The 22,935-nt window shown below is 35.1% G+C and carries 23 protein-coding genes, 1 other RNA gene and 1 riboswitch; of the genes, 19 read left to right on the top strand and 5 right to left on the bottom strand.

Annotated features, from left to right (window positions below; genetic code table 11):
- The first annotated feature begins 54 nt into the window (after positions 1-54).
- Positions 55-1,080 (top strand): DUF2515 domain-containing protein, encoded by a 1,026-nt coding sequence (locus ILT06_RS08675; RefSeq protein ID WP_064476689.1) that lies wholly within the window; start codon positions 55-57, stop codon positions 1,078-1,080.
- Positions 1,081-1,219: 139 nt separating this feature from the next.
- Here ILT06_RS08675 and ILT06_RS08670 read toward each other — a convergent pair whose 3' ends face one another.
- On the bottom strand, positions 1,220-1,396 hold the full coding sequence (locus ILT06_RS08670) for a hypothetical protein (protein WP_001982922.1): 177 nt from the start codon (positions 1,394-1,396) through the stop codon (positions 1,220-1,222).
- 85 nt (positions 1,397-1,481) lie between these two features.
- On the opposite strand from ILT06_RS08670, the gene ILT06_RS08665 reads away from it, so the two are divergent.
- Together ILT06_RS08665 and ILT06_RS08660 are read left to right on the top strand one after the other, a co-directional pair.
- Positions 1,482-1,724: a hypothetical protein gene (locus ILT06_RS08665; RefSeq protein WP_001252042.1), complete on the top strand. Its 243-nt coding sequence runs from the start codon at positions 1,482-1,484 to the stop codon at positions 1,722-1,724.
- 15 nt (positions 1,725-1,739) lie between these two features.
- Entirely contained in the window at positions 1,740-2,084 is a 345-nt protein-coding gene (locus ILT06_RS08660; RefSeq protein WP_000872967.1) for a YppE family protein, read from the top strand.
- Positions 2,085-2,108: 24 nt separating this feature from the next.
- On the opposite strand, the gene ILT06_RS08655 is transcribed toward ILT06_RS08660, so the two are convergent.
- The gene (locus ILT06_RS08655) at positions 2,109-2,300 is read right to left on the bottom strand and encodes a YppF family protein (RefSeq protein WP_000242661.1); all 192 of its coding nucleotides are present in this window, start codon (positions 2,298-2,300) and stop codon (positions 2,109-2,111) included.
- Positions 2,301-2,477: 177 nt separating this feature from the next.
- On the opposite strand from ILT06_RS08655, the gene ILT06_RS08650 reads away from it, so the two are divergent.
- From ILT06_RS08650 to ILT06_RS08605, 10 genes are all read left to right on the top strand, one after another.
- Positions 2,478-3,008: a YppG family protein gene (locus ILT06_RS08650; RefSeq protein WP_222655020.1), complete on the top strand. Its 531-nt coding sequence runs from the start codon at positions 2,478-2,480 to the stop codon at positions 3,006-3,008.
- Between the two features lie 156 nt (positions 3,009-3,164).
- Positions 3,165-3,605: a CotD family spore coat protein gene (locus tag ILT06_RS08645; protein ID WP_000546280.1), complete on the top strand. Its 441-nt coding sequence runs from the start codon at positions 3,165-3,167 to the stop codon at positions 3,603-3,605.
- A gap of 56 nt (positions 3,606-3,661) precedes the next feature.
- Entirely contained in the window at positions 3,662-4,216 is a 555-nt protein-coding gene (locus tag ILT06_RS08640; protein WP_048543489.1) for an SLOG family protein, read from the top strand.
- Between the two features lie 97 nt (positions 4,217-4,313).
- Positions 4,314-4,652, top strand: a complete 339-nt coding sequence (gene gpsB, locus ILT06_RS08635; RefSeq protein WP_000622425.1) for a cell division regulator GpsB — start codon at positions 4,314-4,316, stop codon at positions 4,650-4,652.
- An 87-nt stretch (positions 4,653-4,739) separates the two neighbouring features.
- Positions 4,740-5,130: RNase P RNA component class B (rnpB, locus tag ILT06_RS08630), an RNA gene on the top strand.
- 180 nt (positions 5,131-5,310) lie between these two features.
- Positions 5,311-6,450, top strand: coding sequence for a THUMP domain-containing class I SAM-dependent RNA methyltransferase (locus ILT06_RS08625; RefSeq protein WP_222655019.1), 1,140 nt, complete (start codon positions 5,311-5,313; stop codon positions 6,448-6,450).
- A 61-nt stretch (positions 6,451-6,511) separates the two neighbouring features.
- The gene (locus ILT06_RS08620; protein WP_000376887.1) at positions 6,512-6,694 is read left to right on the top strand and encodes a DUF3921 domain-containing protein; all 183 of its coding nucleotides are present in this window, start codon (positions 6,512-6,514) and stop codon (positions 6,692-6,694) included.
- 138 nt (positions 6,695-6,832) lie between these two features.
- Positions 6,833-8,770 carry an ATP-dependent DNA helicase gene (locus ILT06_RS08615; protein ID WP_000493718.1) on the top strand — a complete coding sequence of 646 codons (1,938 nt, stop codon included), beginning with the start codon at positions 6,833-6,835 and terminating at the stop codon, positions 8,768-8,770.
- A gap of 100 nt (positions 8,771-8,870) precedes the next feature.
- Complete coding sequence (gene ypwA / locus ILT06_RS08610; RefSeq protein ID WP_088048410.1) at positions 8,871-10,388, top strand: carboxypeptidase; 1,518 nt, start codon at positions 8,871-8,873, stop codon at positions 10,386-10,388.
- 47 nt (positions 10,389-10,435) lie between these two features.
- On the top strand, positions 10,436-10,906 hold the full coding sequence (locus ILT06_RS08605) for a GNAT family N-acetyltransferase (RefSeq protein ID WP_064476598.1): 471 nt from the start codon (positions 10,436-10,438) through the stop codon (positions 10,904-10,906).
- Between the two features lie 43 nt (positions 10,907-10,949).
- Here the strand turns inward: ILT06_RS08605 and mphL are convergent, their stop codons facing one another.
- Positions 10,950-11,846 carry a macrolide 2'-phosphotransferase MphL gene (mphL, locus tag ILT06_RS08600; RefSeq protein ID WP_222655018.1) on the bottom strand — a complete coding sequence of 299 codons (897 nt, stop codon included), beginning with the start codon at positions 11,844-11,846 and terminating at the stop codon, positions 10,950-10,952.
- 607 nt (positions 11,847-12,453) lie between these two features.
- Here mphL and ILT06_RS08595 point away from each other — a divergent pair.
- From ILT06_RS08595 to ILT06_RS08580, 4 genes are all read left to right on the top strand, one after another.
- A complete protein-coding gene (locus ILT06_RS08595) occupies positions 12,454-13,200 on the top strand; it encodes a type I methionyl aminopeptidase (protein WP_088048412.1) in 747 nt (248 codons plus the stop codon).
- A gap of 116 nt (positions 13,201-13,316) precedes the next feature.
- Positions 13,317-13,418: riboswitch (purine riboswitch) on the top strand.
- A gap of 106 nt (positions 13,419-13,524) precedes the next feature.
- Positions 13,525-14,118 carry a xanthine phosphoribosyltransferase gene (locus ILT06_RS08590; RefSeq protein ID WP_064476595.1) on the top strand — a complete coding sequence of 198 codons (594 nt, stop codon included), beginning with the start codon at positions 13,525-13,527 and terminating at the stop codon, positions 14,116-14,118.
- Positions 14,119-14,121: 3 nt separating this feature from the next.
- Positions 14,122-15,444, top strand: coding sequence for a xanthine permease PbuX (gene pbuX, locus ILT06_RS08585; RefSeq protein WP_000809222.1), 1,323 nt, complete (start codon positions 14,122-14,124; stop codon positions 15,442-15,444).
- A gap of 424 nt (positions 15,445-15,868) precedes the next feature.
- Complete coding sequence (locus ILT06_RS08580) at positions 15,869-16,567, top strand: YwqG family protein (protein ID WP_064476593.1); 699 nt, start codon at positions 15,869-15,871, stop codon at positions 16,565-16,567.
- A 178-nt stretch (positions 16,568-16,745) separates the two neighbouring features.
- Here the strand turns inward: ILT06_RS08580 and ILT06_RS08575 are convergent, their stop codons facing one another.
- Positions 16,746-17,909 (bottom strand): DUF418 domain-containing protein, encoded by a 1,164-nt coding sequence (locus ILT06_RS08575; protein WP_098102172.1) that lies wholly within the window; start codon positions 17,907-17,909, stop codon positions 16,746-16,748.
- A gap of 548 nt (positions 17,910-18,457) precedes the next feature.
- On the opposite strand from ILT06_RS08575, the gene ILT06_RS08570 reads away from it, so the two are divergent.
- Complete coding sequence (locus ILT06_RS08570; protein WP_222655017.1) at positions 18,458-22,117, top strand: dynamin family protein; 3,660 nt, start codon at positions 18,458-18,460, stop codon at positions 22,115-22,117.
- Positions 22,118-22,120: 3 nt separating this feature from the next.
- Here ILT06_RS08570 and ILT06_RS08565 read toward each other — a convergent pair whose 3' ends face one another.
- Positions 22,121-22,375 carry a DUF3931 domain-containing protein gene (locus tag ILT06_RS08565; protein WP_000369740.1) on the bottom strand — a complete coding sequence of 85 codons (255 nt, stop codon included), beginning with the start codon at positions 22,373-22,375 and terminating at the stop codon, positions 22,121-22,123.
- A gap of 72 nt (positions 22,376-22,447) precedes the next feature.
- On the opposite strand from ILT06_RS08565, the gene ILT06_RS08560 reads away from it, so the two are divergent.
- Positions 22,448-22,915 (top strand): GNAT family N-acetyltransferase, encoded by a 468-nt coding sequence (locus ILT06_RS08560; RefSeq protein ID WP_048561317.1) that lies wholly within the window; start codon positions 22,448-22,450, stop codon positions 22,913-22,915.
- Positions 22,916-22,935: the final 20 nt, after the last annotated feature.

Here is a 22,935-nt window from a genome sequence, read left to right as displayed (position 1 = left end):
ACAAAAAATGAAAAAAGATGTGACCTTTTTGAAGAAAGGTATGATGACTTATTTATGTTTACATGGAATGATTATGCAAAAATTAAACAATATCGTAAAAATATGGTTTGTACAGACGAAGAAAAAACAATCGTTTATAACATTAAGGGGAAAATAGAAATGGCTAATATGGACAACATTTCTCGAACACACTCTTATCAAGAATATTATGTAAGGAACAGTGAAATTAGGTGGGCCTTTTTAGCAAGTATGGTCTCGAGAAATGCGGGATGGAATATGACTGATTTAAAAGGGATATATTATGCTACTGTTTTACCTCAAACAGTAAAAAAACATTTGTTTCTGACTTATGAAGAAGCGAATTGGATTATTTTTTTAGATGCATTTCCTCAGCTATTGTTATACGAAGAAAGTAAGAGGAGGCAGGTACCACTATTCTATTTGTTACAATATTTTAACGTATCAATTTTTATGGAAAAAGAATGGATTTATTTTTGGGAAAAAAAAGATATAAATAGGCTCATGACAGCGCTTATTATAAATGAGCAAAATAAAATTCAAAAACCAGTTATTGAGAATACATATTTTAAAAAACATGTATTCCATACTGCACTTTTTAAATTGCAAGAAATGCTTCATATTAGTGCTGTTATTTTTCCGACTGTGGAAGGGAGGATGTATGGTTTTTCAGTTTATCAATTTGAAACGTTACAAAAGCGTATAGAACTAGGGCAGAAACTAGCGGAGTTACTGTTTCATCCGAATTATAAAAGTTCATTCCATAGGTTTGCATTGCAAACTATACACACAGGATCAAGAGCAGATTATGAATATTATGTAAGAGAAGCTAGAAAATCTTGTACGCCAGCCCTTAGAGAGGTTTATCCTGTCGTTGCGCATAAGGAAATAAGTATGAGAGATTGGTTTTGTAGAGATACGGAAATAAATGAGTTGTTTCTACTGGAAGAGTATAAGGGGGAAGTTGATATAACAGAATGGTATAAAAGAAAGAGGGAGCAAATATATGTTGCTTCTATCGTAAATCGTTTTGTTAAAAGGATGGATGAGTTCGTGATATAATAAAAAAGAAGTCCCGTCTTCATAAATGAAGACGGGACTTCTTAATGTGAAGTAATCCTGCCCTGTATGCTAAAAATTTAATTAAGAGATTAAGGATGCTTTAGAAATTAGCTTTTTGTAAAAGTGCTAAAGTTTCACTTTATGTAGCAGGGAAGTTTGGACCATCTAACTTAGGGTTGCCAGTCTCGGGTTTATTTTGTTTGTTTTGTTTTTTCTTTTTTTCGTTTTTGTTCTTTGCCATTTTCATACACCTCCTTTTTGTATTGTTACCATTTCTATAAATGACATACAAAATGATTTCTTTGACGAATAACAACTAGTTTTGTCATGTGAGCAGGAGTGAAGAGTCATTCGGCGAAATTACATGACAAAGGAAAAGCAAAGAAGGGGGCGTTTTGTATATGGCGATGGTTCAGAAGGAAGATGTAATGAAAACAATGGATCAAATGTTAAGTTCTCTCGATTTGCTGGAAATGAATATAGGGATTAGAATGAATCATGCATTGAAGGATACGAGTGAAAAAATATGCAATAAAATAGAAATAACAGAAATGCATATTGAGCATATGGAAAATAAATTAGTGCATCACGAAGAAAAAGGGAATTGGGTGAAGGCATTTCAAAACGTCGTAGTGAGTGCATAATAAGGTGGGAATAAAATGAAGTATGAAGCATTAATACAATCTTCAGAAAAACTCATGCAGTATAATAATGAAGCGAATGTGAAAAAAAGAGAAATGATTGAGTACGATTTTTATAAGGATATGAAACCATTTGTAGATATGGTAGATGAGGAATTAAAAGTGTGGAAAGAATTAGCTTATAAATGGATTAAGGAAGAAAAACCGAAGTATATACATGTACAGCAAATTGATCAAGTGTACGATAATTTACAGACAAATGTGTTGCAATGTTTTGTAAATAAAGGTAAAGGTAAGCGATTCTTTGAAACACATCAAGCCATTTCGTATACTTTGCAAAATATAATTGAGCAATGTAAGTAACAAGAGGGGAAACCCTCTTGTTTTTTATGCTTCTGTCATTGTTGTAGGTTTTGTTGCACCGTTTATTTCTAATTCTTTTATTAATGTTCGGTAATCTGAAATGCATATTTTTCCTTCGAGATACCAATGTCTCGCAAAGTCTAACAATTCATTTACATTCTCTGTGTAATACCCCTTTTTTTGAGAAAACGCTTGTTTTAAATCCCCTAATACCATGTTGATTCCTCCCCCATGAGAATCTTCTTCTTTATTATCATAGCATGGAAGGGCTTTCTTTTTTAATTTTTTAAAAATTTAAACTTCCGACAAAAATAGACAGATACTCCGTCACACATATTATTTTACTGGTACATATTATATATGTAGAAACTTATGTGAAGGAGGAGAGAATGCATGTTTCAACAACCAAACGTATATCAGCAATCTAATCCATATACACAGCAAAATATGTACCAATATAATACGGATACATATTTACGGTATAATATGTATCCTTTCGAGCCTCATTATGGAAATCAAAATTATTACCAGCCATTTGAAGTGTCGTTTATGAATCAACCGCAACAACAGCAGCAGCCCTATATGGATCAGCAACAGCAACCGTATATGAATCAACCGCAGCAGCAGCCCTATATGGATCAACAACAGCAATCTTATATGAATTCACAATACTATATGCCACCACCATCTCCCTATGGAAATCAACAAGCGATGTTTTATCCACCAAAACAACCGTACCCGACGCAGAATAAACAAAAACAACAACAGCAACCGAGTCAATTTTCTAGTTTTGTTTCCCAATTTAAAAACTCAGATGGTAACTATGATGTAAATAAAATGATGAATACAGCTGGACAAATGATGAATGCGATGAACCAAGTGACGGGTATTGTAAAGCAAGTTGGAGGTTTTTTTGGTAAGTAATCTTGGGGGATTGTCTATAAAAAGCATTACGTATAAAGCAGAAAGCTAGACAAATTTCCTTGTAATAAATGGGTATATATAACAAACGGCTTTCCCTCTTTTCTCATATTGTAAAGTGTAGTCAGATTTTTTTAACGAGAGAGGAGAGAAAAAACTATGCATCATTGTCATCCTTGTTTTGGAGGGCATAAGCCTGTAGGACCTATCTGTACAACTGCTCCTGTCATTCATCCGACGAAACAGTGTGTAACACATTCTTTTTCAACAACGGTGGTGCCACACATTTTCCCAACGCATACAACACATGTTCATCATCAACAAATTAAAAACCAAAACTTCTTCCCACAAACAAACTCGAATGTAAATGTTGTAGACCCAATCGATCCAGGATTCGGCGGTGGATGTGGACCATGTGGTCATGGACATCATGGACATCACGGACATCACGTATCACCATTTGGTCCAGGACCAAATGTATCTCCGTTTGGACCAAACGTATCACCATTCGGACCAAATGTATCACCATTTTTACCAAACAATGTATCACCAGTAGGTCCGAATATTGGACCAAACGTTGGTGGAATATTTAAAAAGTAAATGATATGTTAGAACTAGCGAAATGCTAGTTCTTTTTTTGTAATTGGAGTGTTGATATGAAAGTTATTGCTGTAACGGGATATAAGCCATTTGAACTTGGTATATTTAAAAATGATCATCCAGGGGTGGAATGTATAAAAAAAGCATTGCACCGAAAATTAACTACTTTTGTAGAAGAAGGTTTGGAATGGGTGATAATAAGTGGGCAGTTAGGAGTCGAATTATGGGCTGCTGAAGTTGTTTTTGAAATTCAAGTAGAATATCCAAATCTAAAATTAGCGGTATTTACTCCGTTTTTAGAACAAGAAGAAAGCTGGAAGGAAGATAACCGTGAATATTACGAATGTATTCTCTCTCAAGCAGACCATATTGATAGTATTACGAAACGGAAGTACGAAAGCCCGGAACAATTTAAATTAAAAAATCAATTTTTTATTGAAAAAAGTGATGCACTTTTAGCTGTATATGATGAAGAAAAACCAGGGAGTCCCAAATATATTGTAGAAGCAGCAAAGAAAAAAGGAGAAATAGAAAATTATCACAGTTATTTCATTCTTTTTTCTGATTTACAAGATATAATAGAAGAGGAACAGTGGAATAATGCTGAGTAATATGTAATATAGTACTCGTATATATGATTGACAAAAGGCGTTGTTTCTGAAAAAATTTAGGTAATGAAAGTTTTGGCAAAAATTTGAGGTGAAGAAAATGATTTCGGATAAAATTAAATTAACGGCGAAAGATATTTTAGAAAAAGAATTTAAAACAGGCATGAGAGGCTATCAACAAGAAGAAGTAGACAAGTTTCTTGACATGATCATTAAAGACTATGAAGCTTTCCACAAGGAGTTTGATCAATTAAAGCAACAAAATGCTCGTTTAAAGCGTGAATTAGAGGAACAAAAATTAGTAGCAACGCAAGTGCCACAACAACCAGTTGTACAAACACCAGTTGCACAACCTGTATATAACAACACGAATACGGACATTTTAAAACGTCTATCTAATTTAGAAAAAGCTGTATTTGGAAGTAAGTTATACGAATAATTTTTAGTGGTAAAAAGGTTAAAGCATTTTACATAGAAAAAAACATTGCAAAATCTTTTTGTTTCCACTATACTAATGGATGTCATAACGTTTGGGTAATCGCTGCAACGCCAACGTTGTAGAGGAAAGTCCATGCTCGCACGGCCTGAGATGGCTGTAGTGTTCGTGCCTAGCCAATTCATAAGCTAGGGTATTCTGGCTGTAAGGCTGGTTTAACGGCAGGGAAAAAACCTAAGTCCTTTCGGATATGGTTTGACTACCTTTAAAGTGCCACAGTGACGAAGTCCTTGAAGAAATGATAGGAGTGGAACGAGGTAAACCCCACGAGCGAGAAACCCAAATAATGGTAGGGGAATCTTTTCCAAGGAAATGAACGATGGGAAAGGACAGGTTGTATAACCTGTAGATAGATGATTGCCACCGGAGTACGAGGCGTGGGCCGTTTGCAGTACAAAGGAACAGAACATGGCTTACAGAACGTTATGAACCAACTATGAAATAACTCAGCTCTCCTTTGTTAGAGGAGGGCTTTTTATTTGTATGAAGTTATAAATTATGAGTTAAAATGGTTAATGAGAAAATTCTTCGTAAAATGTAATGATTAATAGGACAAATTGCTATTAATTATTGTTTAACTATACATAAGAGGTGAATGCAAATGGGAAAAGTTACTTTAATTGCAACAGCGGCAATGGGTATTGAATCGTTAGTTGCCCGAGAAGTTCGTGATCTTGGTTATGAATGCCAAGTGGAAAACAGCAAAGTAACATTTGAAGCAGATGAAAAGGCGATTTGTCGCACGAACTTATGGTTACGTACTGCGGACCGTGTGAAAATTAAAGTTGGCGAATTCAAAGCGACAACATTTGATGAGCTGTTTGAAAAAACGAAAGCATTAAACTGGGGAGATTATATTCCAGAGAACGGAGAGTTCCCTGTAATTGGTAAATCGTTAAAATCTGAGTTGTTCAGTGTTTCAGATTGCCAACGTATCGTTAAAAAAGCTGTCGTTGAAAAATTAAAAACAACATATAAACGTACAACTTGGTTTGAAGAAGATGGTCCGTTATTCCGTATTGAGATCGCAATGCTCAAGGATATTGCAACATTAACAATTGATGCAAGTGGTGTTGGACTTCATAAACGTGGATACCGTATGGATCAAGGGGAAGCTCCATTAAAAGAAACATTGGCTGCGTCTTTAATTAAGTTAACAAACTGGAAGCCGGATCGTCCTTTCGTGGATCCTTTCTGTGGATCAGGTACAATTCCGATTGAAGCAGCATTAATTGGACAAAATATTGCACCAGGATTTAACCGTGGCTTCGCATCAGATGCGTGGGGCTGGGTTGGTAAACAAAACTGGCGTGAAGCTCGTCAAGAAGCTGAAGATTTAGCGAATTATAATCAACCACTACAAATCATTGGATCAGATATCGATCATCGTATGATCCGAGTTGCTCAAGACAACGCTGAAGAAGTAGGTTTAGGTGATTTAATTACATTTAAACAAATGCAAGTAAAAGATTTCACGACAAAAGAGGATTATGGATATGTTGTAACGAATCCTCCATACGGAGAACGTTTAAGTGAAAAAGCACTCGTTGAACAATTGTACAAAGAAATGGGACAAGTATTCCACCCATTAGACACATGGTCAGCGTATGTATTAACAAGCTACGAAGCATTTGAAAAGTGTTATGGAAAAGATGCATCGAAGAAACGTAAACTATTTAATGGATTTATCCGTACAGATTACTACCAATACTTCGGAAAACGTCCACCGCGTAATTCATAGTATAAAACTCCTCCAGCGCGCATATACTGGCTATTATGTAATGCGTAAAGGAGGACGTGATATGGATAGTTTCCAATTATCAATGATTCAAAAAGCTATTCATCGTACGTATGATGAGATCGGGAAAGAAGTGGATAGCCAAGGTGCGATTGTAGATGAAATACAAAAAGCACAAGAAGAATATTTGTCAGCTCTTTCACACGAAACAGCGATTGATAAACGATATTTAAAGTCATTAATATAGAAAAAAATTTTCCTTTTTCGAAAGGAAAATTTTTTTTCGTGTATTTCTATGTATGGCAACAGGGGAAAGTGGCTGCACACATATGAGTAGCAGTTGCTATATCTTTTTATAGAAAAACTTTTTGGTTGGAGGCTAAGGATGTTTACTGAGAAGAGATTACCATTTGAAGTAGGGAAACAAGATAATTTTTATGATAAGTTGAATGAATGGATTGGAGATGTGTTTTACGATATCCTTCCGGAAAAAGGCTTTGAAGAGCGTGATGAACAAATTTTTATGGCGTTTCAATTAGAGCGTGCTTTCCAAGAAAAGAAAGTAATGTTCGCAGAAGCGGGTGTAGGAACAGGGAAAACAATTGTATATCTTCTATATGCAATTTGCTATGCGCGTTATACTGGAAAACCAGCTATTATCGCTTGTGCTGATGAAACGTTAATTGAGCAGCTTGTGAAAGAAGAAGGGGACATTGCTAAGTTATCTGAAGCATTAGGACTATCTGTTGATGTTAGACTTGCGAAATCAATGGATAATTATTTATGTTTACGTAAACTTGAAGATGTTATGAGTGGACGAGCTCCAGAAGTAATTGAAGATGTATACTACGAATTACCACAGTTTGTATTCGATCATGGTACGATGCAAAACTTTACCCACTACGGTGACAGAAAAGAATTTCCACTTTTAAATGATGAGGAATGGTCAAAAGTAAATTGGGATTACTTCCAAGATTGCTTCACTTGTGATTCTCGTCATCGTTGTGGTCAAACTCTTTCTCGTGAACATTATCGTAAAGCGGCAGATTTAATTATTTGTTCTCAAGATTTCTACATGGATCATATTTGGACGTACGATGCTCGTAAGCGTGAAGGGCAAATTCCGTTATTACCTGAAAGTAGCTGCGTTGTATTCGATGAAGGACATCTTGTAGAATATGCAGCTCAAAAAGCTTTAACATATCGTTTAAAGCAAACGATGATGGAGCAACTTTTAACAAGATTGTTGCAAAACGATATTCGTGAAGAGTTTGCGCATTTAGTAGAAGAAACAATTTGGCAAACAGAGCGATTCTTTGATGTGTTACAAGAAAATAAAAAGGAAATCGCCGGTTCTGATCGTTTAGAAATTACTGTGACAGAAAAAGTAACAGCTGAAGCGAATAGACTTTATGCGAAAATTGGTGAAGTCGGTGATGCATTAGTATTTGAAAGTGAAATGCATACAGTAAACACGTATGATTTAAATATCGTTGATGAACATTTAGATGTATTAGAACATTCACTTCGTCTGTTCATGCACGAGAAAAATGTAATTACATGGGGTGAAGAAGGTGATGGAGCCTTCACGTTAGTGATTATGCCACGTGCAGTTGAAGAAGTATTACAAGAGAAAGTATTCTCGAAGAAAATCCCGTATATTTTCTCTTCTGCTACATTATCTAACAACGATTCATTCGCATTTACAGCAAATAGCCTAGGGGTAAAAGATTACTTATCATTCTCAGTTGCCTCACCGTTTGATTATGAGGAGCAAATGGCAGTAAACTTACTATCGCATACGAAAGAAAATGAATGGGAAAGAAAGTGTCAATATACACTTGAAAATATACAGAAAACAAATGGACGTACACTTGTATTATTCCGTACAACACAAGAACTTGCAGCGTTTAAAGAATATGTAAGTAAAGAACAAATGTCCGTTCCGTTCCTATATGAAGGGGATCAAGAAATTAGTCAGCTCGTTTCTCGTTTCCAAAATGAAGAAGAGACTGTACTTTGTGCTGTTCATTTATGGGAAGGTTTAGATATTCCTGGTTCATCATTATCGCATGTTATTATTTGGTCATTACCATTCCCTCCAAACGATCCTGTGTTTGAAGCGAAGCGTAAACATGTAAATGATCCATTCTGGGATGTAGATGTACCGTATATGATTTTACGTCTTCGTCAAGGGATTGGACGTTTAATTCGTACGAGCGACGATAAAGGTGCTATATCAATCTTCTTATCTGATACAGAAGATGAGAAAGTGATAGAAGCGGTGAAAAACGTACTACCAGTAGAAGGTAAAGAATTATAAGGAGAAAGCTTGGCACTTGCCAAGCTTTTTTTCTATTATAAAAGGGATTTAGAGTTCCATGTCGAATTAAGTTTGAGGTAGAAAAGGGAGGTTTTATACGATGACAGTAGCTACATATGAAGTAGAAAAACAATTTTTAACATATGTGAAGAAGATACAGAATTATGAGGAAGCATTAAGCTTAATGTTTTGGGACTTAAGAACAGGTGCGCCTAAAAAAGGTGTAGACCAGCGTTCAGAAGTAATTGGTATGCTTTCATCAGAAGTGTTTGTCATGTCGACTTCAGATGAGATGGGAAATTATTTAACAGAGCTTGAAGCTTTAATAAGTGAAGATAAACTTTCTGAAACGACGAAGAAAATGGTTGAAGAGTGTCGTAAAGAATATGATAGAAATAAGAAAATTCCACAAGCGGAATACGAGGCGTATGTGAAATTAGAAGCGAAAGCGGAAAGTGTGTGGGAAGAAGCTCGGGAAAAATCTGATTTCGAAATGTTCCGTCCTTATTTAGAACAAATAGTTGAATTTAAAAAGAAATTCATTACATATTGGGGTTACGAAACATATAAATATAATACATTATTAGATATGTATGAGCCAGGTATTACAGTAGAAGTGTTAGATCACGTATTTGGTCAACTTCGTGAGCGTATCGTTCCGCTCGTAAAAGAAATATCGGAGTCACAAAAGAGATTAAAGACAAGTGCTTTATCAGAACATTTTTCAAAAGAAAAACAAAAGAACTTTACATTAGAGTTATTAAAGCAATTGAATTATGACTTTGAAGCAGGTCGTCTTGATGAAACGGTACATCCATTTGAGATTACATTAAATAGAGGGGACGTTCGTATTACAACACGCTATGATGAAAAAGATTTCCGTATGGCAGTGTTTGGAACAATTCATGAATGTGGCCATGCTGTATATGAACAAAATATTGCAGAGAAATTCGAAGGTACACCGCTATGTAGTGGAACTTCTATGGGTATTCATGAGTCGCAATCATTATTCTTTGAGAACTTTATCGGTCGTAATAAATCATTCTGGAAGAAAAATTATGATTTATTAAAAGAGTATAGCGATGGTCAATTCAATGATATATCAGTAGATGAGTTTTATGATGCGATTAACGAATCGAAGCCATCGTTCATTCGTATAGAAGCAGATGAGCTTACATATCCGCTTCACGTCATGGTTCGTTATGAACTTGAGAAAGAATTATTTGATGGTACATTACAAGTGAAGGATTTGCCGGAGGCTTGGAATGATAAGATGGAAGCATATTTAGGAATTCGTCCGGAAAACAATGCACAAGGTGTATTGCAAGATGTTCACTGGGCTGGTGGTTCATTTGGATACTTCCCATCTTATGCGCTTGGTTATATGTATGCAGCGCAATTTAAGCAAAGAATGTTAAAAGACATTCCGAACTTTGATGCATTATTAGAAGAAGGAAACGTAACACCAATTCGTGAATGGCTAACAGAAAATATTCACCAATACGGTAAAACGAAAAAGCCACTTGAAATTTTAGAAGATGTGACAGGTGAAGGATTAAATGCAAACTACTTAGCAGATTATTTAGAAGCGAAGTATAAAGAAATCTATGAGTTATAAAAAAGAGCTGCTTAATTGCAGCTCTTTTTTTCAAGGGGGATAGAAGAATGGCTTATACATATACAGTAATGACGCAAGAAGAAGCAGAAGAAATTGCATATAACTGGCATTATGAAGGGAGGTATTCCTTTTACGATATAGGTGCAGATGAAGAAGATTTAGCTGAGTTTTTACATGATGAGAGTAGAGGAGATCATACATTTTCTGTGAAGGAAAACGGCACTCTCATTGGTTTTTTTACTGTTTGTAAAATAAATGATGGAACGTTTGATATAGGTCTTGGAATGAGACCTGATATAACTGGAAATGGATTTGGTTTACAGTTCGTAAACGCTGGACTAGCTTTTAGTAAAGAAAAATATGGTTGCAAGTATATAACACTATCAGTAGCGACATGTAATGAGAGAGCGATTAAAGTGTATAAAAGAGCAGGATTTGAAGTTGTTGGAACGTTTATACAGAAAACAAATGGTAGTTGTTTTGAGTTTTTGAAAATGAATTATATATGTAAAAAATAACAAAAAAACAGAAGAGGGTTCTTCTGTTTTTTTTGCAATTTCATTATCTTTCAGTTGCTAGCATGTGCACAGCTATTTCATGCATGTCTTTCAAACCTGAAACTTGAGCGTATTCAGCAACAGTAATACTACTCGTTGTTAGAAGTTCGATAATATGTTCATCCATTTTTGACCAAGTTTTACCGCCAGCGTTGTCATAAGAGTGAATTAACTTTGTTAGTCCATCCTTCCCAAAGAGTAGATAATGCGATGTGAAATCTATAGATACATCACCTATTCCTACTTCTGTCCAATCGATTAAGCCAGTTACTTTATTTTTATTATTAATCAGGATATGACCTGGATGGATATCCCCGTGCTTTACTCCTACGTGAGATGGCCAAAAAGAATCTTCAGCTAGCCATGCTTGCCAACGATCCCATAAGTCTTGATTAATATGGTATTGTTCCTTCACTCGATTCATCCTTTGTTTCATAGAAGTTCTTAATTCATTAGCAGTAAGAATTTCAACACCTGTAGTATTAAATTTTTGTTGAGGTAATGAGTGTAAATTCGCTAGAACTTTTCCTAATGAAGTATGGTATTCAGTTGGTACATTCTTTTCGTTAAAGGTCCATATATAACCTTGTTGTTCTATATCAATAGTAGCGGCAGGAACGCCGCTTAGTTGTTTATAAGCAATTAGTTCCTCAGAAAATATAGACCAATCAGGAATTTGGAATTCTGCATGTTTTTTCATGATTTCTAATGCTTCTTTTTCACGTAGAGCATGTCTCATAGATTCTGGTCTACGAGGAATTCTTAGTATCCATTTATCCCCGTTTTGTTCTTTAACGTGTGCTACTTGAAAGTCAACGCCAGATTCATTGATTTCTATTGAATCTTCTAATATATTTAGGCCTTTCGTATTTGCTAATTGTTTCACTTTAAGTGTATTCATTTTTATTTCCTCCAAATGTTTATTCTAATTTCAATGTTTTCATGCGTTTTCTGTTACTTTTTGTCTCTAACTACATCAATATGCTTAAAGTAGCGAGATATAAGAAAATGTAATCATAAAAAAACCACAGACGGGCTTCTGTCTGTGGTTAAGAGTAAACGAGGATATAATGAATAAACGTCTCTCTTTGTATGAAAAAATATACGAAAAAAAGACAGATGTATATCTGCCTTTCTTCATGTGGAAAGTGTACTCTTCCGATGAAGATTATTAAAAATGTGCAGACTAATCCCGTTTACTCTGCTTTATGAAAACAGAGCCTTTGAACATATTAAATTACTTAGTGTTCAAAGGTTGCTGACGTAGTCTTCCTGCATGCATCATCTTTAACAATCCTCCTTTTAATAGTATAGTAACAATATACTTTGTTTATAAATAAACATCAATAAAAAATACTAGATGTAATATTTTAAAAAACGAATTAAATAAAAATTTATATTCGGAAAATAGAAGAAATGATGTTTGCTTTTATAATTGGAAGTTTTGGAAGAGGATGTGTATGATTGAACTTTAGTAGCAAATAGCAGGTTTAGCAAGGAGAGATAGAATGATTACAATTAAAACGAAAAATGAAATAGATTTGATGCATGAATCTGGGAAATTACTTGCTTCATGTCATAGGGAAATTGCCCAAATGATGAAACCAGGTATTACGACAAAAGAAATTGATACGTTTGTTGAAGCATATTTAGAAAAGCACGGTGCAACATCTGAACAGAAAGGTTACAACGGGTATCCATATGCGATATGCGCATCTGTAAACGATGAAATGTGTCATGGGTTTCCGGCGGATGTTCCTTTAACTGAGGGTGATATTGTAACAATTGACATGGTAGTAAACTTAAATGGTGGTCTTTCAGATTCTGCTTGGACGTATAGAGTTGGAAATGTTTCTGAAGAAGCAGAAATGTTATTGGTAGTAGCTGAGAATGCATTGTATAAAGGAATTGATCAGGCGATAATCGGTAATCATGTAGGAGATATTGGCTATGCGATTGAAAGTTATGTAGCAAATAAAGGTTTTTCTGTCGCAAGAGACTTTACGGGACATGGAATAGGTAAAGAGATTCATGAAGAACCAGCAATTTTTCATTTTGGGAAACAAGGACAAGGGCCTGAACTACAAGAAGGAATGGTAATTACAATTGAGCCTATTGTCAATGTAGGTATGCGATATTCGAAAGTAGATTTAAATGGATGGGCTGCAAGAACGATGGACGGGAAATTATCAGCGCAATATGAGCATACAATTGCGATTACAAAAGATGGGCCAATCATTTTAACGACACTTTGAAATAATATGTAAGAGTTTACAAAACTCGAACGAAAATGATGTTTTTATAAAATTTGTACGTGTTTTATTAAGAAATGCTTTTCAAAGTATAAAAAGTGCGTTATAATCCATCTATAAAATAAATAGTTAGCTACACTCATATAATCGCGGGGATATGGCCTGCAAGTTTCTACCGAAGTACCGTAAATACTTTGACTATGAGTGAGGACGAATATATTTGCTTGTTTAGCATTCTTTTTTGCGAAACTCCAAAAGCGCGTCTCTCACTTGTAACGAGTGGTGGCGGCTTTTGGAGTTTTTTATTGCATAAGAGGGGGAACAAACATGAAAGTATTACAAGAAAAGATTTTGAACGAAGGAAAGGTTTTATCTGGTGACGTATTAAAGGTAGATGCCTTTTTAAATCATCAAATTGACCCAGTACTTATGCAAGAGATCGGAAAAGAATTTGCTAAACGTTTTAAAGAAGAGAACATTACAAAAATCGTGACGATTGAATCTTCAGGCATTGCACCAGCGGTTATGGCTGCATTAGAGCTTGGTGTAAAAGTAATCTTTGCAAGAAAACGTAAATCGTTAACGTTACAAGATAATATGTACGTTGCAAACGTACATTCATTTACGAAACAAGAAACGAATGAAATTTCATTATCTCGAAATCATATCGATGAAAATGATCGTGTTTTAATTATTGATGACTTTTTAGCAAACGGTCAGGCTGCTTTAGGTTTAATGAGTTTAGTAGAGCAAGCTGGAGCAAGTATTGCAGGAATTGGTATTGTTATTGAAAAAGCATTTCAAGATGGAGGAAAGAAGCTTCGTGAACAAGGAGTTCGTGTTGAGTCACTAGCAGAAATTGCATCACTTGATAACGGCACAGTTACATTTGTACAGCAAGAAACTGCGGAGGTGAAATAAACGATGAAGCAACATCCATTTAAAATCGCATCGCTTGGTATGCAGCATATGCTTGCTATGTATGCTGGAGCAATTATTGTTCCGCTTATTGTGGGCGGCGGACTTGGTTTAAATCAAAAAGAGTTAACATACTTAGTCTCAATTGATTTATTAATGTGCGGCGTTGCGACAATTTTACAAGCATTATCAAATCGCTTTTTCGGTATTGGACTTCCAGTTGTACTTGGTTGTACATTTACAGCGGTTGGGCCAATGATTGCAATCGGGAAACAATACGGCGTGTCTTCTATTTATGGAGCAATTATTGCTGCCGGGTTATTCGTTGTTATTTTTGCGAAATTATTTGGAAAGCTTGTAAAACTGTTTCCACCTGTCGTAACAGGATCTGTCGTTACTGTAATTGGAGTTACACTTGTTCCAGCAGCAATTAATGATATGGCTGGAGGAGTAGGAAGTAAGGATTTTGGTAGTCTTGAAAATTTAGCGTTAGCATTTGGTGTATTACTATTTATCATCATTATGTATCGTTTCTTTGACGGATTTATTCGTTCAATCTCTATTTTACTTGGTCTATTGTTCGGTACAATTGTTGCAGCATTTATGGGGAAAGTAAGTTTGCAAGCGGTTGGAGAAGCGGATTGGTTCCATGGTATTCAGCCGTTTTACTTCGGTACACCAACGTTTGAATTGACGCCAATCATTACGATGATCTTAGTTGCTTGCGTAGGAATTGTAGAAGCAACAGGTGTTTACTTTGCATTATCTGATATTTGCAATAAAAAGATCGGTGAAAAAGAATTAACAAAAGGGTATCGTGCAGAAGGATTAGCGATGGTGTTAGGCGGTATTTTCAACGCGTTCCCATATACAACATACTCTCAAAACGTAGGACTTGTTCAATTAACTGGAGTAAGAAATCGCGTTATTATTTATACTTGTGGTGGTATGTTAATTGTTCTTGGATTCATTCCTAAAATCGCAGCTATTACAACTATTATCCCGAAATCAGTACTTGGCGGTGCAATGTTAGCGATGTTCGGTATGGTAATGGCATATGGTATTAAAATGTTAAGTAGCGTTGATTTTGGTAAACAAGAAAACTTATTAATCGTTGCATGTTCTGTAGGAATTGGGCTTGGGGTTACAGTTGTTCCTACATTATTCTCACAACTTCCTGAAAACATTCGTATTTTAACAGATAACGGAATTGTACTTGGAAGTGCGTCAGCAGTACTTTTAAATATCGTATTTAATATGGTGCCGCAGCGTAAAGTGAAAGTAAAAGAAGAGCCAGTGTCTATGCAAAGTGCAGTAAGGGAAGCGTAAAAAGTAAGTAGACACAATACGAATTGTATGTAATTAAGCCTATCTCATTTGAGATAGGTTTTTAATTTGTAGTGATGTTTAAAATACCAATCAAATTGAACCCATCGTTTTTATTACTGAGCTAGTTTAATAAGTTTATAATGTCTCAATTTCCAGATCTACTTTTAATTCTAAAGCTCCATTACTACAGGAGTTTTACCTGATGATGCAAAACGGTGCAACTTTATTCAAAAAGGTATGTTTTTTATAAACAGTACAAATTTGTTTTAAATCGACAGTAAAACTAGAAAAAGACCCTTGAAATTGCTGCTTAACAACAGCTTTCAAAAGGGGCGTTATAACAAAAAATGTACATTATTGTTAGAATATAATTATCCGTTAAAATAAGGAGAAACCAAAATATATATTTAGGAGGAGAAATATTTTGGAAATAGATCAAATAAAGAATATCTTAAGAAAAAGAGCAACTATCTTTCAAACAGGCGGAAAAAGACCTGATTCATCTATAAATGAAAGTTGGATTGGAAAGATTCCCTATTCATTCCCAAATGAAACTTGCCCAATCGACCGTTATCAAGACAAAATGTATGCGATTATGATGCTTAATTTAACACAAATACCTTTTGTTCCAGAAGCAGTAAAAGATATGAAAGTCATTGCAGTATTTCTTTCTCCAAACTTTGCTAAAGATTTGTCCAATTTATCAGGAAATTTTTGTGTTAGAGAATATGATTCTTTAGAGGAACTAGTACCGAATGAAATGTCACTTACGTTTCCAAATCTAAAACCTTTTCCCTTAATACCAAGATTAGTAGCTGATGAGTTTCCACAATGGGATACGGAAGATTTCCCTAACAACGTGCAAGATAGAATTATTGAACTTGAAAACACAATTGAGATTGACTACTACGAGGACATTTTTGAAGAAAATCATTACATACACAAATTAGGAGGCTATGCTTGCTTTGCACAATCAGGTATCCAATGGCCTGCGGATTATGAATTTATTTTTCAAATAACAGACGATCCCAAAGCCCATTTAAAGATTATTCATGGCGGTGGAATTTATTTTGCTAAAAATAGTAAAACAAATGATTGGATCGCACATTGTGATTTCTTATAGGAATATAAAGTGACGTTCTCTCATGTTATTTTTTCTCTAGTCCCTTTTAATATTTCTCCAGTTACATTGTGCCCCCTTACATCAATTAAAATGGTTTATTTAGTGCTACTTCAAATGTTGCAACTAGAACAACCGATGCAAAGTGCAGTAAGAGAAGCGTAAAAAAAGCAAGGTCTCGTTATGAGACCTTGCTTTTCTTTTTAAGTGGCATCATTTTCCCGTACGTACCAAGACGCCAAATGTACTCAAGTGGCCCGTATTGATAACGTGATAGCCACCAGCGGCTAATAAAGATTTGTAACGTATAGAAACTAATGCAAAATAGAGGACCTACCCATAATGGAGCAAGATAATCATTTTTGAACAATAGTCCGAATACAAGTAACGTAACAATTGTATGCGAGATGTAATTTGTTAACGCCATTCGACCAACATATTGGAATGGTCGTAATAATGTTTGCCATTTTTCTTTCTGTAATAAACGCATAAGCGTGAAAATGTAGAAGATGAATAATGTTTTTCCGCTAAACATTGTAAAGCCTTGCATATAAATTGGTTCATAAGATGGTTTTGATAAGAAATAGCGGACCATGAAGAACCACATTGGCAACGTTAAAATGAACATAATAATTTGCCATTTTTTAAGCTTTGGATCTAACTCTTTCGTACGGCGGAAAATATCCTTTTTACCGGCATATAAACCAAGTAAAAATAGCCCAACTGTTTCTGGGAGCATGAATGCGTTTAGTCCAATTCCATCAGCATAAAATGCATGGAAACGATTTTGTATTTGTGACACCCAGTCTTCAAGTGGCATGATTGGTAAGGATAACCCAAGTTCATCTTTTGGCATGAAGGCAATACCAATACTAGCAATTAGCATAAGAAATTGAAAAATACTTAATAAAACGATTGCCCATATTAAAATGGTACGAGGTTCTCTCTTATAAAATAAAAATAAGAAAAATCCAGCGATTGCATAAGTATGTAAAATGTCTCCGTCCCATAAAAGAACGTAGTGTAAGAAACCAAATAATAATAAAATAAGTAAGCGACGAACAAATAAAGTTTTTGGTCGATCTGTTTTCGCTTCAGCACGAGTCATAAAAATGTAAAAGCCTAGGCCGAATAAAAACGAAAAGATGGTATAAAACTTTGTTTGAATAAACATATCGTAAAACAGACGGATATAGCTATCTAGCCCCTCATAAATTCCTGAAAGATCACGTGAGTCAATCCCAGCTATAACAGGCCAGTTAACAAGAAAAATACCTAGTACAGCTATTCCTCTAATAATATCGATGGAGTGTATCCTCTCGCTTTGTGAAATATTTTGTGTCATTATTTTCCTCCTTGTTAAGTAATTCCCTTTTATTATACAAAATGTAAAGAGGAGGGTATATAGGTAATTTCCAATTTTTAAAACTGTTAAGATGTGTATTATGAGATATAATAAGAGTGCACAACAAGTTTTAACCTTCTTCAAAACAGGCAGTAAAGCTCCTTCTTATAAGGGGCTTTCTTTATGAAAAGTGTTGATAATGATTCTCTTTAATGATAAAATGTATTCAAAAGTGATAATCATTATCAAAAAGGTTGGTGCATGAGTATGGTATACGCATTAGTAGCAGGTACAGTCGCTGTATATGCAGTTATTGCAAAGTATGTTTTAAATGGAGTAGGAACAGCAAAATGAGTGATATGACATAAAATCCCTTTCATCTGTAAAAAGAATGAAAGGGATTTTTTATTTTTAATGAGAATATGCTGAAAATTTAGTATGATAGTAAAGTGAAACTGTAATCGATGAGGGGATGTATCTCCTGATGATTATGAGCTCGCAAATAGCGGGAAAAAGTATATACATCTTGGATAAAGGGGAACAAGGGGATGACAAACATAGTACAGACAAACGGTATGAAAAAACTTGTTTGTTTTTATGAAGAGTGGCAAAAACACGGCGATGCAGAGAATAGTGTAAAGTTGTTTGAGGTGATTCAAAAATATAAACAAGAACAGCTTATGATAGCGTTCTGCGGTCACTTCTCTGCAGGGAAATCAACGATGATGAATCATCTATATAAAGCGCAGTTGTTACCAACAAGTCCAATTCCGACAAGCGCTAACGTTGTCAAAATTGAAAAAGGAATGGATCGTGTTGTTGTAACAGTTAAATCTGGAGAACAGTACGAATATGATGGTGCATATTCAGCGGAAGAATTAAAACAAATTTGTAAAGACGGTGATGAGGTAATTGGTGTTCATATTTATCGGAATGATGCGCCAATTCCTGAGGGTGTTATGTTAGTTGATACACCAGGGATTGATTCAACAGATGATGCCCATCAATTAGCGACAGAATCAACGCTGCATCTAGCAGACGTAATTTTTTATATGATGGATTATAATCACGTCCAATCGGAAGTGAATTTGCAATTTGTTAAAGAATTGAAACAACGTAATAAAACGGTTTATCTAGTTGTAAATCAAATAGATAAACATAAAGAAAATGAATTATCGTTTGAGGATTATAAAGATAGTGTAAAACAATCGTTCTCTAACTGGGATATTGAAGTAGATGGAGTGTATTATACTTCATTGCGAATGATGAACCATACACATAATGAAATTGGGAGCTTAGAAACATTAATTACTTCTATTATGAAAGAAAAAGTGCAGTATGTAAGAGATGGAATGGAGCGAGAAACAGAATATTTAATGGGGGAACATTTCTCGTTTATTCTTTCAGAAAATGAAAAAGCTCTTTTGAAATATGAGGAAGAGCTAGCATCGCCGCTTTCTATTTCAGAGATAGTTGAAAAGAAAGAAGAGCTAACGGAAACTAAACAATGCGAGGCTAGTAAAGAATCTCATGTGAGAAACGAATTTATAAAAGGCTTACAAGCTATATTAGATAACGCGTATTTAATGCCATTTGAAATGAGAGAATTGGCAAATGTGTATTTAGAAACGAAATTAACAAAATTTAAGGTCGGTTTGCTGTTTGCGAAAGGAAAGACGGAGCAAGAAAAACAGAGACGTTTAGATGCTTTTTATTCTGCTTTGCAAAAGACTGTTGAAACGCAACTTGATTTTCATGTGAAAGAATTTATTGTTGCCTTCTTAAAAGAAGAAGGATTGTTCACAGAGGAAATTGGGAAAGACATATATGCTTTAGAAATTGCTTTTGGACCAGAAATGTTAGCTGAAGTCATTAAACAAGGTGCAGGTTTCACAGGGGATTACTTACTTCTTTATACAGCGGATGTAGCGAATGAACTGAAGAAACGTTATTTTACAAAAGCGCAGCAAATTTTTGATAAAAGTGCAGTCGTTTTAAAGCAAAAGGTGAAGGAAGCAGTTGCACGCATTGAAGAAGAGATTGAAAAATATACGATGTTGCAAACGGCAAAAGAAACGCAATTGCAATACAGTAACAATTTAGAGACATATGAAAGTTATTTGCAAAATGTTTGGCACGAGCGTGTTGCTACACCAGAAGGCTTGCAAATAGAGGAGATATTGCAAAGTAAAACACAAATTGTTAGTGAGAAATTCACACTACAAGAGCAGGAAAGCGTAAACGATCACGTAATGGCTCGTGAGGAAGAGATAAAAGGAACGGCAGCTTTAAATATTCAGCGTATATTAGAGAAAGTGAAGAAAGCTGAAACGATATTAGAGCCATTGCCAGCGCTGAAACATGTACAGCAAGAGGTAATAGAAAAAAGGCGTCGTGTGGAAACGAAACAATTTACAGTAGCGTTATTCGGAGCTTTTAGTGCTGGGAAATCATCATTTGCTAATGCACTGCTTGGTGGGAATGTACTTCCTGTATCACCAAATCCGACGACGGCAACGATTAATCAAATTTTGCCGGTTACAGAGGAAAAACCACACGGAACAGTAATGGTTCAATTCAAATCAAAGCAAGCTCTATTAGAAGATATGAAAGCTGTTTATAAGTTGTTTCATTATGAGATTACTACGTTAGATGAAGCGTTAGCACAAATTGATAAAGTTATGAAATATCCTTCACCAACTGGGAAGCAAAAAACAACATTTAGCTTTTTACGAGCGGTACAAAAAGGGTATGATACGGTTTCTGCTCATTTAGGCGAGCAGGTACAAGTTACATTAGAAGAGTTTTCTGATTATGTAGCGAATGAAGAAAAATCATGTTTTGTTGAGTACATGGAGCTTTATTATGATTGTGCTTTAACAAGGCAAGGAGTAGCGCTTGTAGACACACCTGGAGCGGATTCTATTAACGCCCGCCATACGGACGTTGCGTTCCAGTATATTAAAAACGCAGATGCTATTTTATTTGTAACGTATTATAATCATGTGTTCTCTCGTGCTGACCGTGAATTCTTAATCCAGCTTGGTCGTGTAAAGGATACTTTTGCACTTGATAAAATGTTCTTTTTAATAAATGCGGCCGATTTAGCAGAGTCTGAAGAAGAACTTGAAATGGTAAAAGGTTATATCGCAGACCAGCTACTGCAATACGGTATTAGAAATCCGCGTTTATTTGCAATTTCAAGTTTATGTGCACTTGAAGAGAAGCAAGGAAAGAATATTGAAAAAGAGAAGTACGGTATTTTACAAAACTCTGGGATTGTTAAGTTCGAGGAATCATTTACATCCTTTATGATGAGAGATTTAATGCTCGTATCTGTTCATGCTTTATATGGTACATTGCAAGGAGCAGATCAGCTTTTAGTAAATATGATAAACGGTGCAAAGCAGGGGAATGAAGAGAAAGAGAAGCAAACGAAAAAATATGAAGCAGAGCGTGATCAGCTACTTCATATTATTTCATCATATAGTGTGCTCGCTGAAGAGCAGGCGATGCAAAATGAAGTGAAAGAATTGCTTTATTACGTGCAACAGCGTCTATTCCTACGCTATAACGATGTGTTTACTGAATTTATTAATCCAGCATCGCTGCGAACGGATGGGAATGTGAAAGTGCAGTTGCAACAGTGCGTTATGGAATTAGTAGCATTTATTCAGCATGATTTATTACAAGAAATGCGTGCGACATCATTACGCCTTGAAAAATGGATAGATGAAGCGATGAAGCGTGCAAAGAATGAAATTGTGGTGAACTGTAAAGTAGAAAATGAATCAATTTCTATGAGTGGAACAGTGGATTATAAATATAAAGATATTGCACATAAAGAACCTTTCCCTTCAGTTGAAATAAAAGATTTCAAAAAAGCACTAGCGCATTTTAAAAATGAAAAAAGCTTTTTTGAAAAGAATGATAAAGCTTTCATGCAAGAAGAGGCTAAAGTTGTATTAGAGCCCTTCGTATCAAACTATGTAGCTGATGAAAAAGATTTATTTGTTCATCATTATAAGCAAGAGTGGGATTTGAAATGGAACTTATTCCAAAAAGTGATGCAGCAAGATGTGATGAATTATTATGAAAGTGTATTATTTGCATTGGCTGAAACAATTGATGTATCACTATATGAACAAAGTAAAGAACAGTTGCAAAAGCAGTTAGTAGAGATTGAAAAAGAAATTTATGTGATATAGTCGTTATGAGAAAAAGATTCGTTCGATTTTCTTTTGCAATACTGTATCTAAAGATTTGACAAACCCAGCAAATTCATCTGTAGAAATCATATGAGTAAGAACGAGGCGTCGGCCGTCTGGTGTTTCACCGCATAAGACGAATGAAGAAAATTCATATGTTTTGTTTTCTACTACTAATTTTGGGTAGGAATACGTGTCGCTTTTCTTCTTCTTTCCATCAATAGAGATGACGTTGCATTTTTTCTCATTGTTGTCCATGGTGAATCCCTCCTTTCTATTATTTATGGTAGACAAGGAGGGTTTAGAACAATAGAGAAAGGGGAGTTTTTTATGTGTGTAGTAATAGAGTATATTTCGAAAGAAGCTATACCGAAACCTTTACTATTGCTTGCTGATCCAAGTGAGCAGCAAATTGATGCATATGTACAAAGAGGGTTAACATATGTAGCTAAGCAAGAGGAGAGAGTTGTCGGTGTATATGTTCTTTTGGAAACAAGGCCGAAGACGATGGAAATTATGAATATTGCAGTTGTAGAGCATTTGCAAGGAAAAGGGATTGGAAAGCAGCTATTAAGTCATGCCGTAGAAACTGCTAAAGGATATGGTATGTCAAAACTTGAAGTTGGTACAGGCAATTCTAGTGTTTCACAACTTGCTTTATATCAAAAATGTGGATTTCGTATTTTTTCTATTGATTTTGATTACTTTTCAAAGCATTATGAAGAAGAGATTATTGAAAATGGGATTGTATGTCGTGATATGATTCGGCTTGCAATGGAATTGAATAAGAACGTATAACTTATTTAGGGGGAAGAGAA

The sequence above is a fragment of the Bacillus sp. 17RED48 genome, assembly GCF_019837545.1.
Lineage (GTDB): Bacteria > Bacillota > Bacilli > Bacillales > Bacillaceae_G > Bacillus_A > Bacillus_A wiedmannii.
Note: the sequence above shows the minus strand (reverse complement) of the source record. Positions and strands in the feature narration are given on the sequence as shown.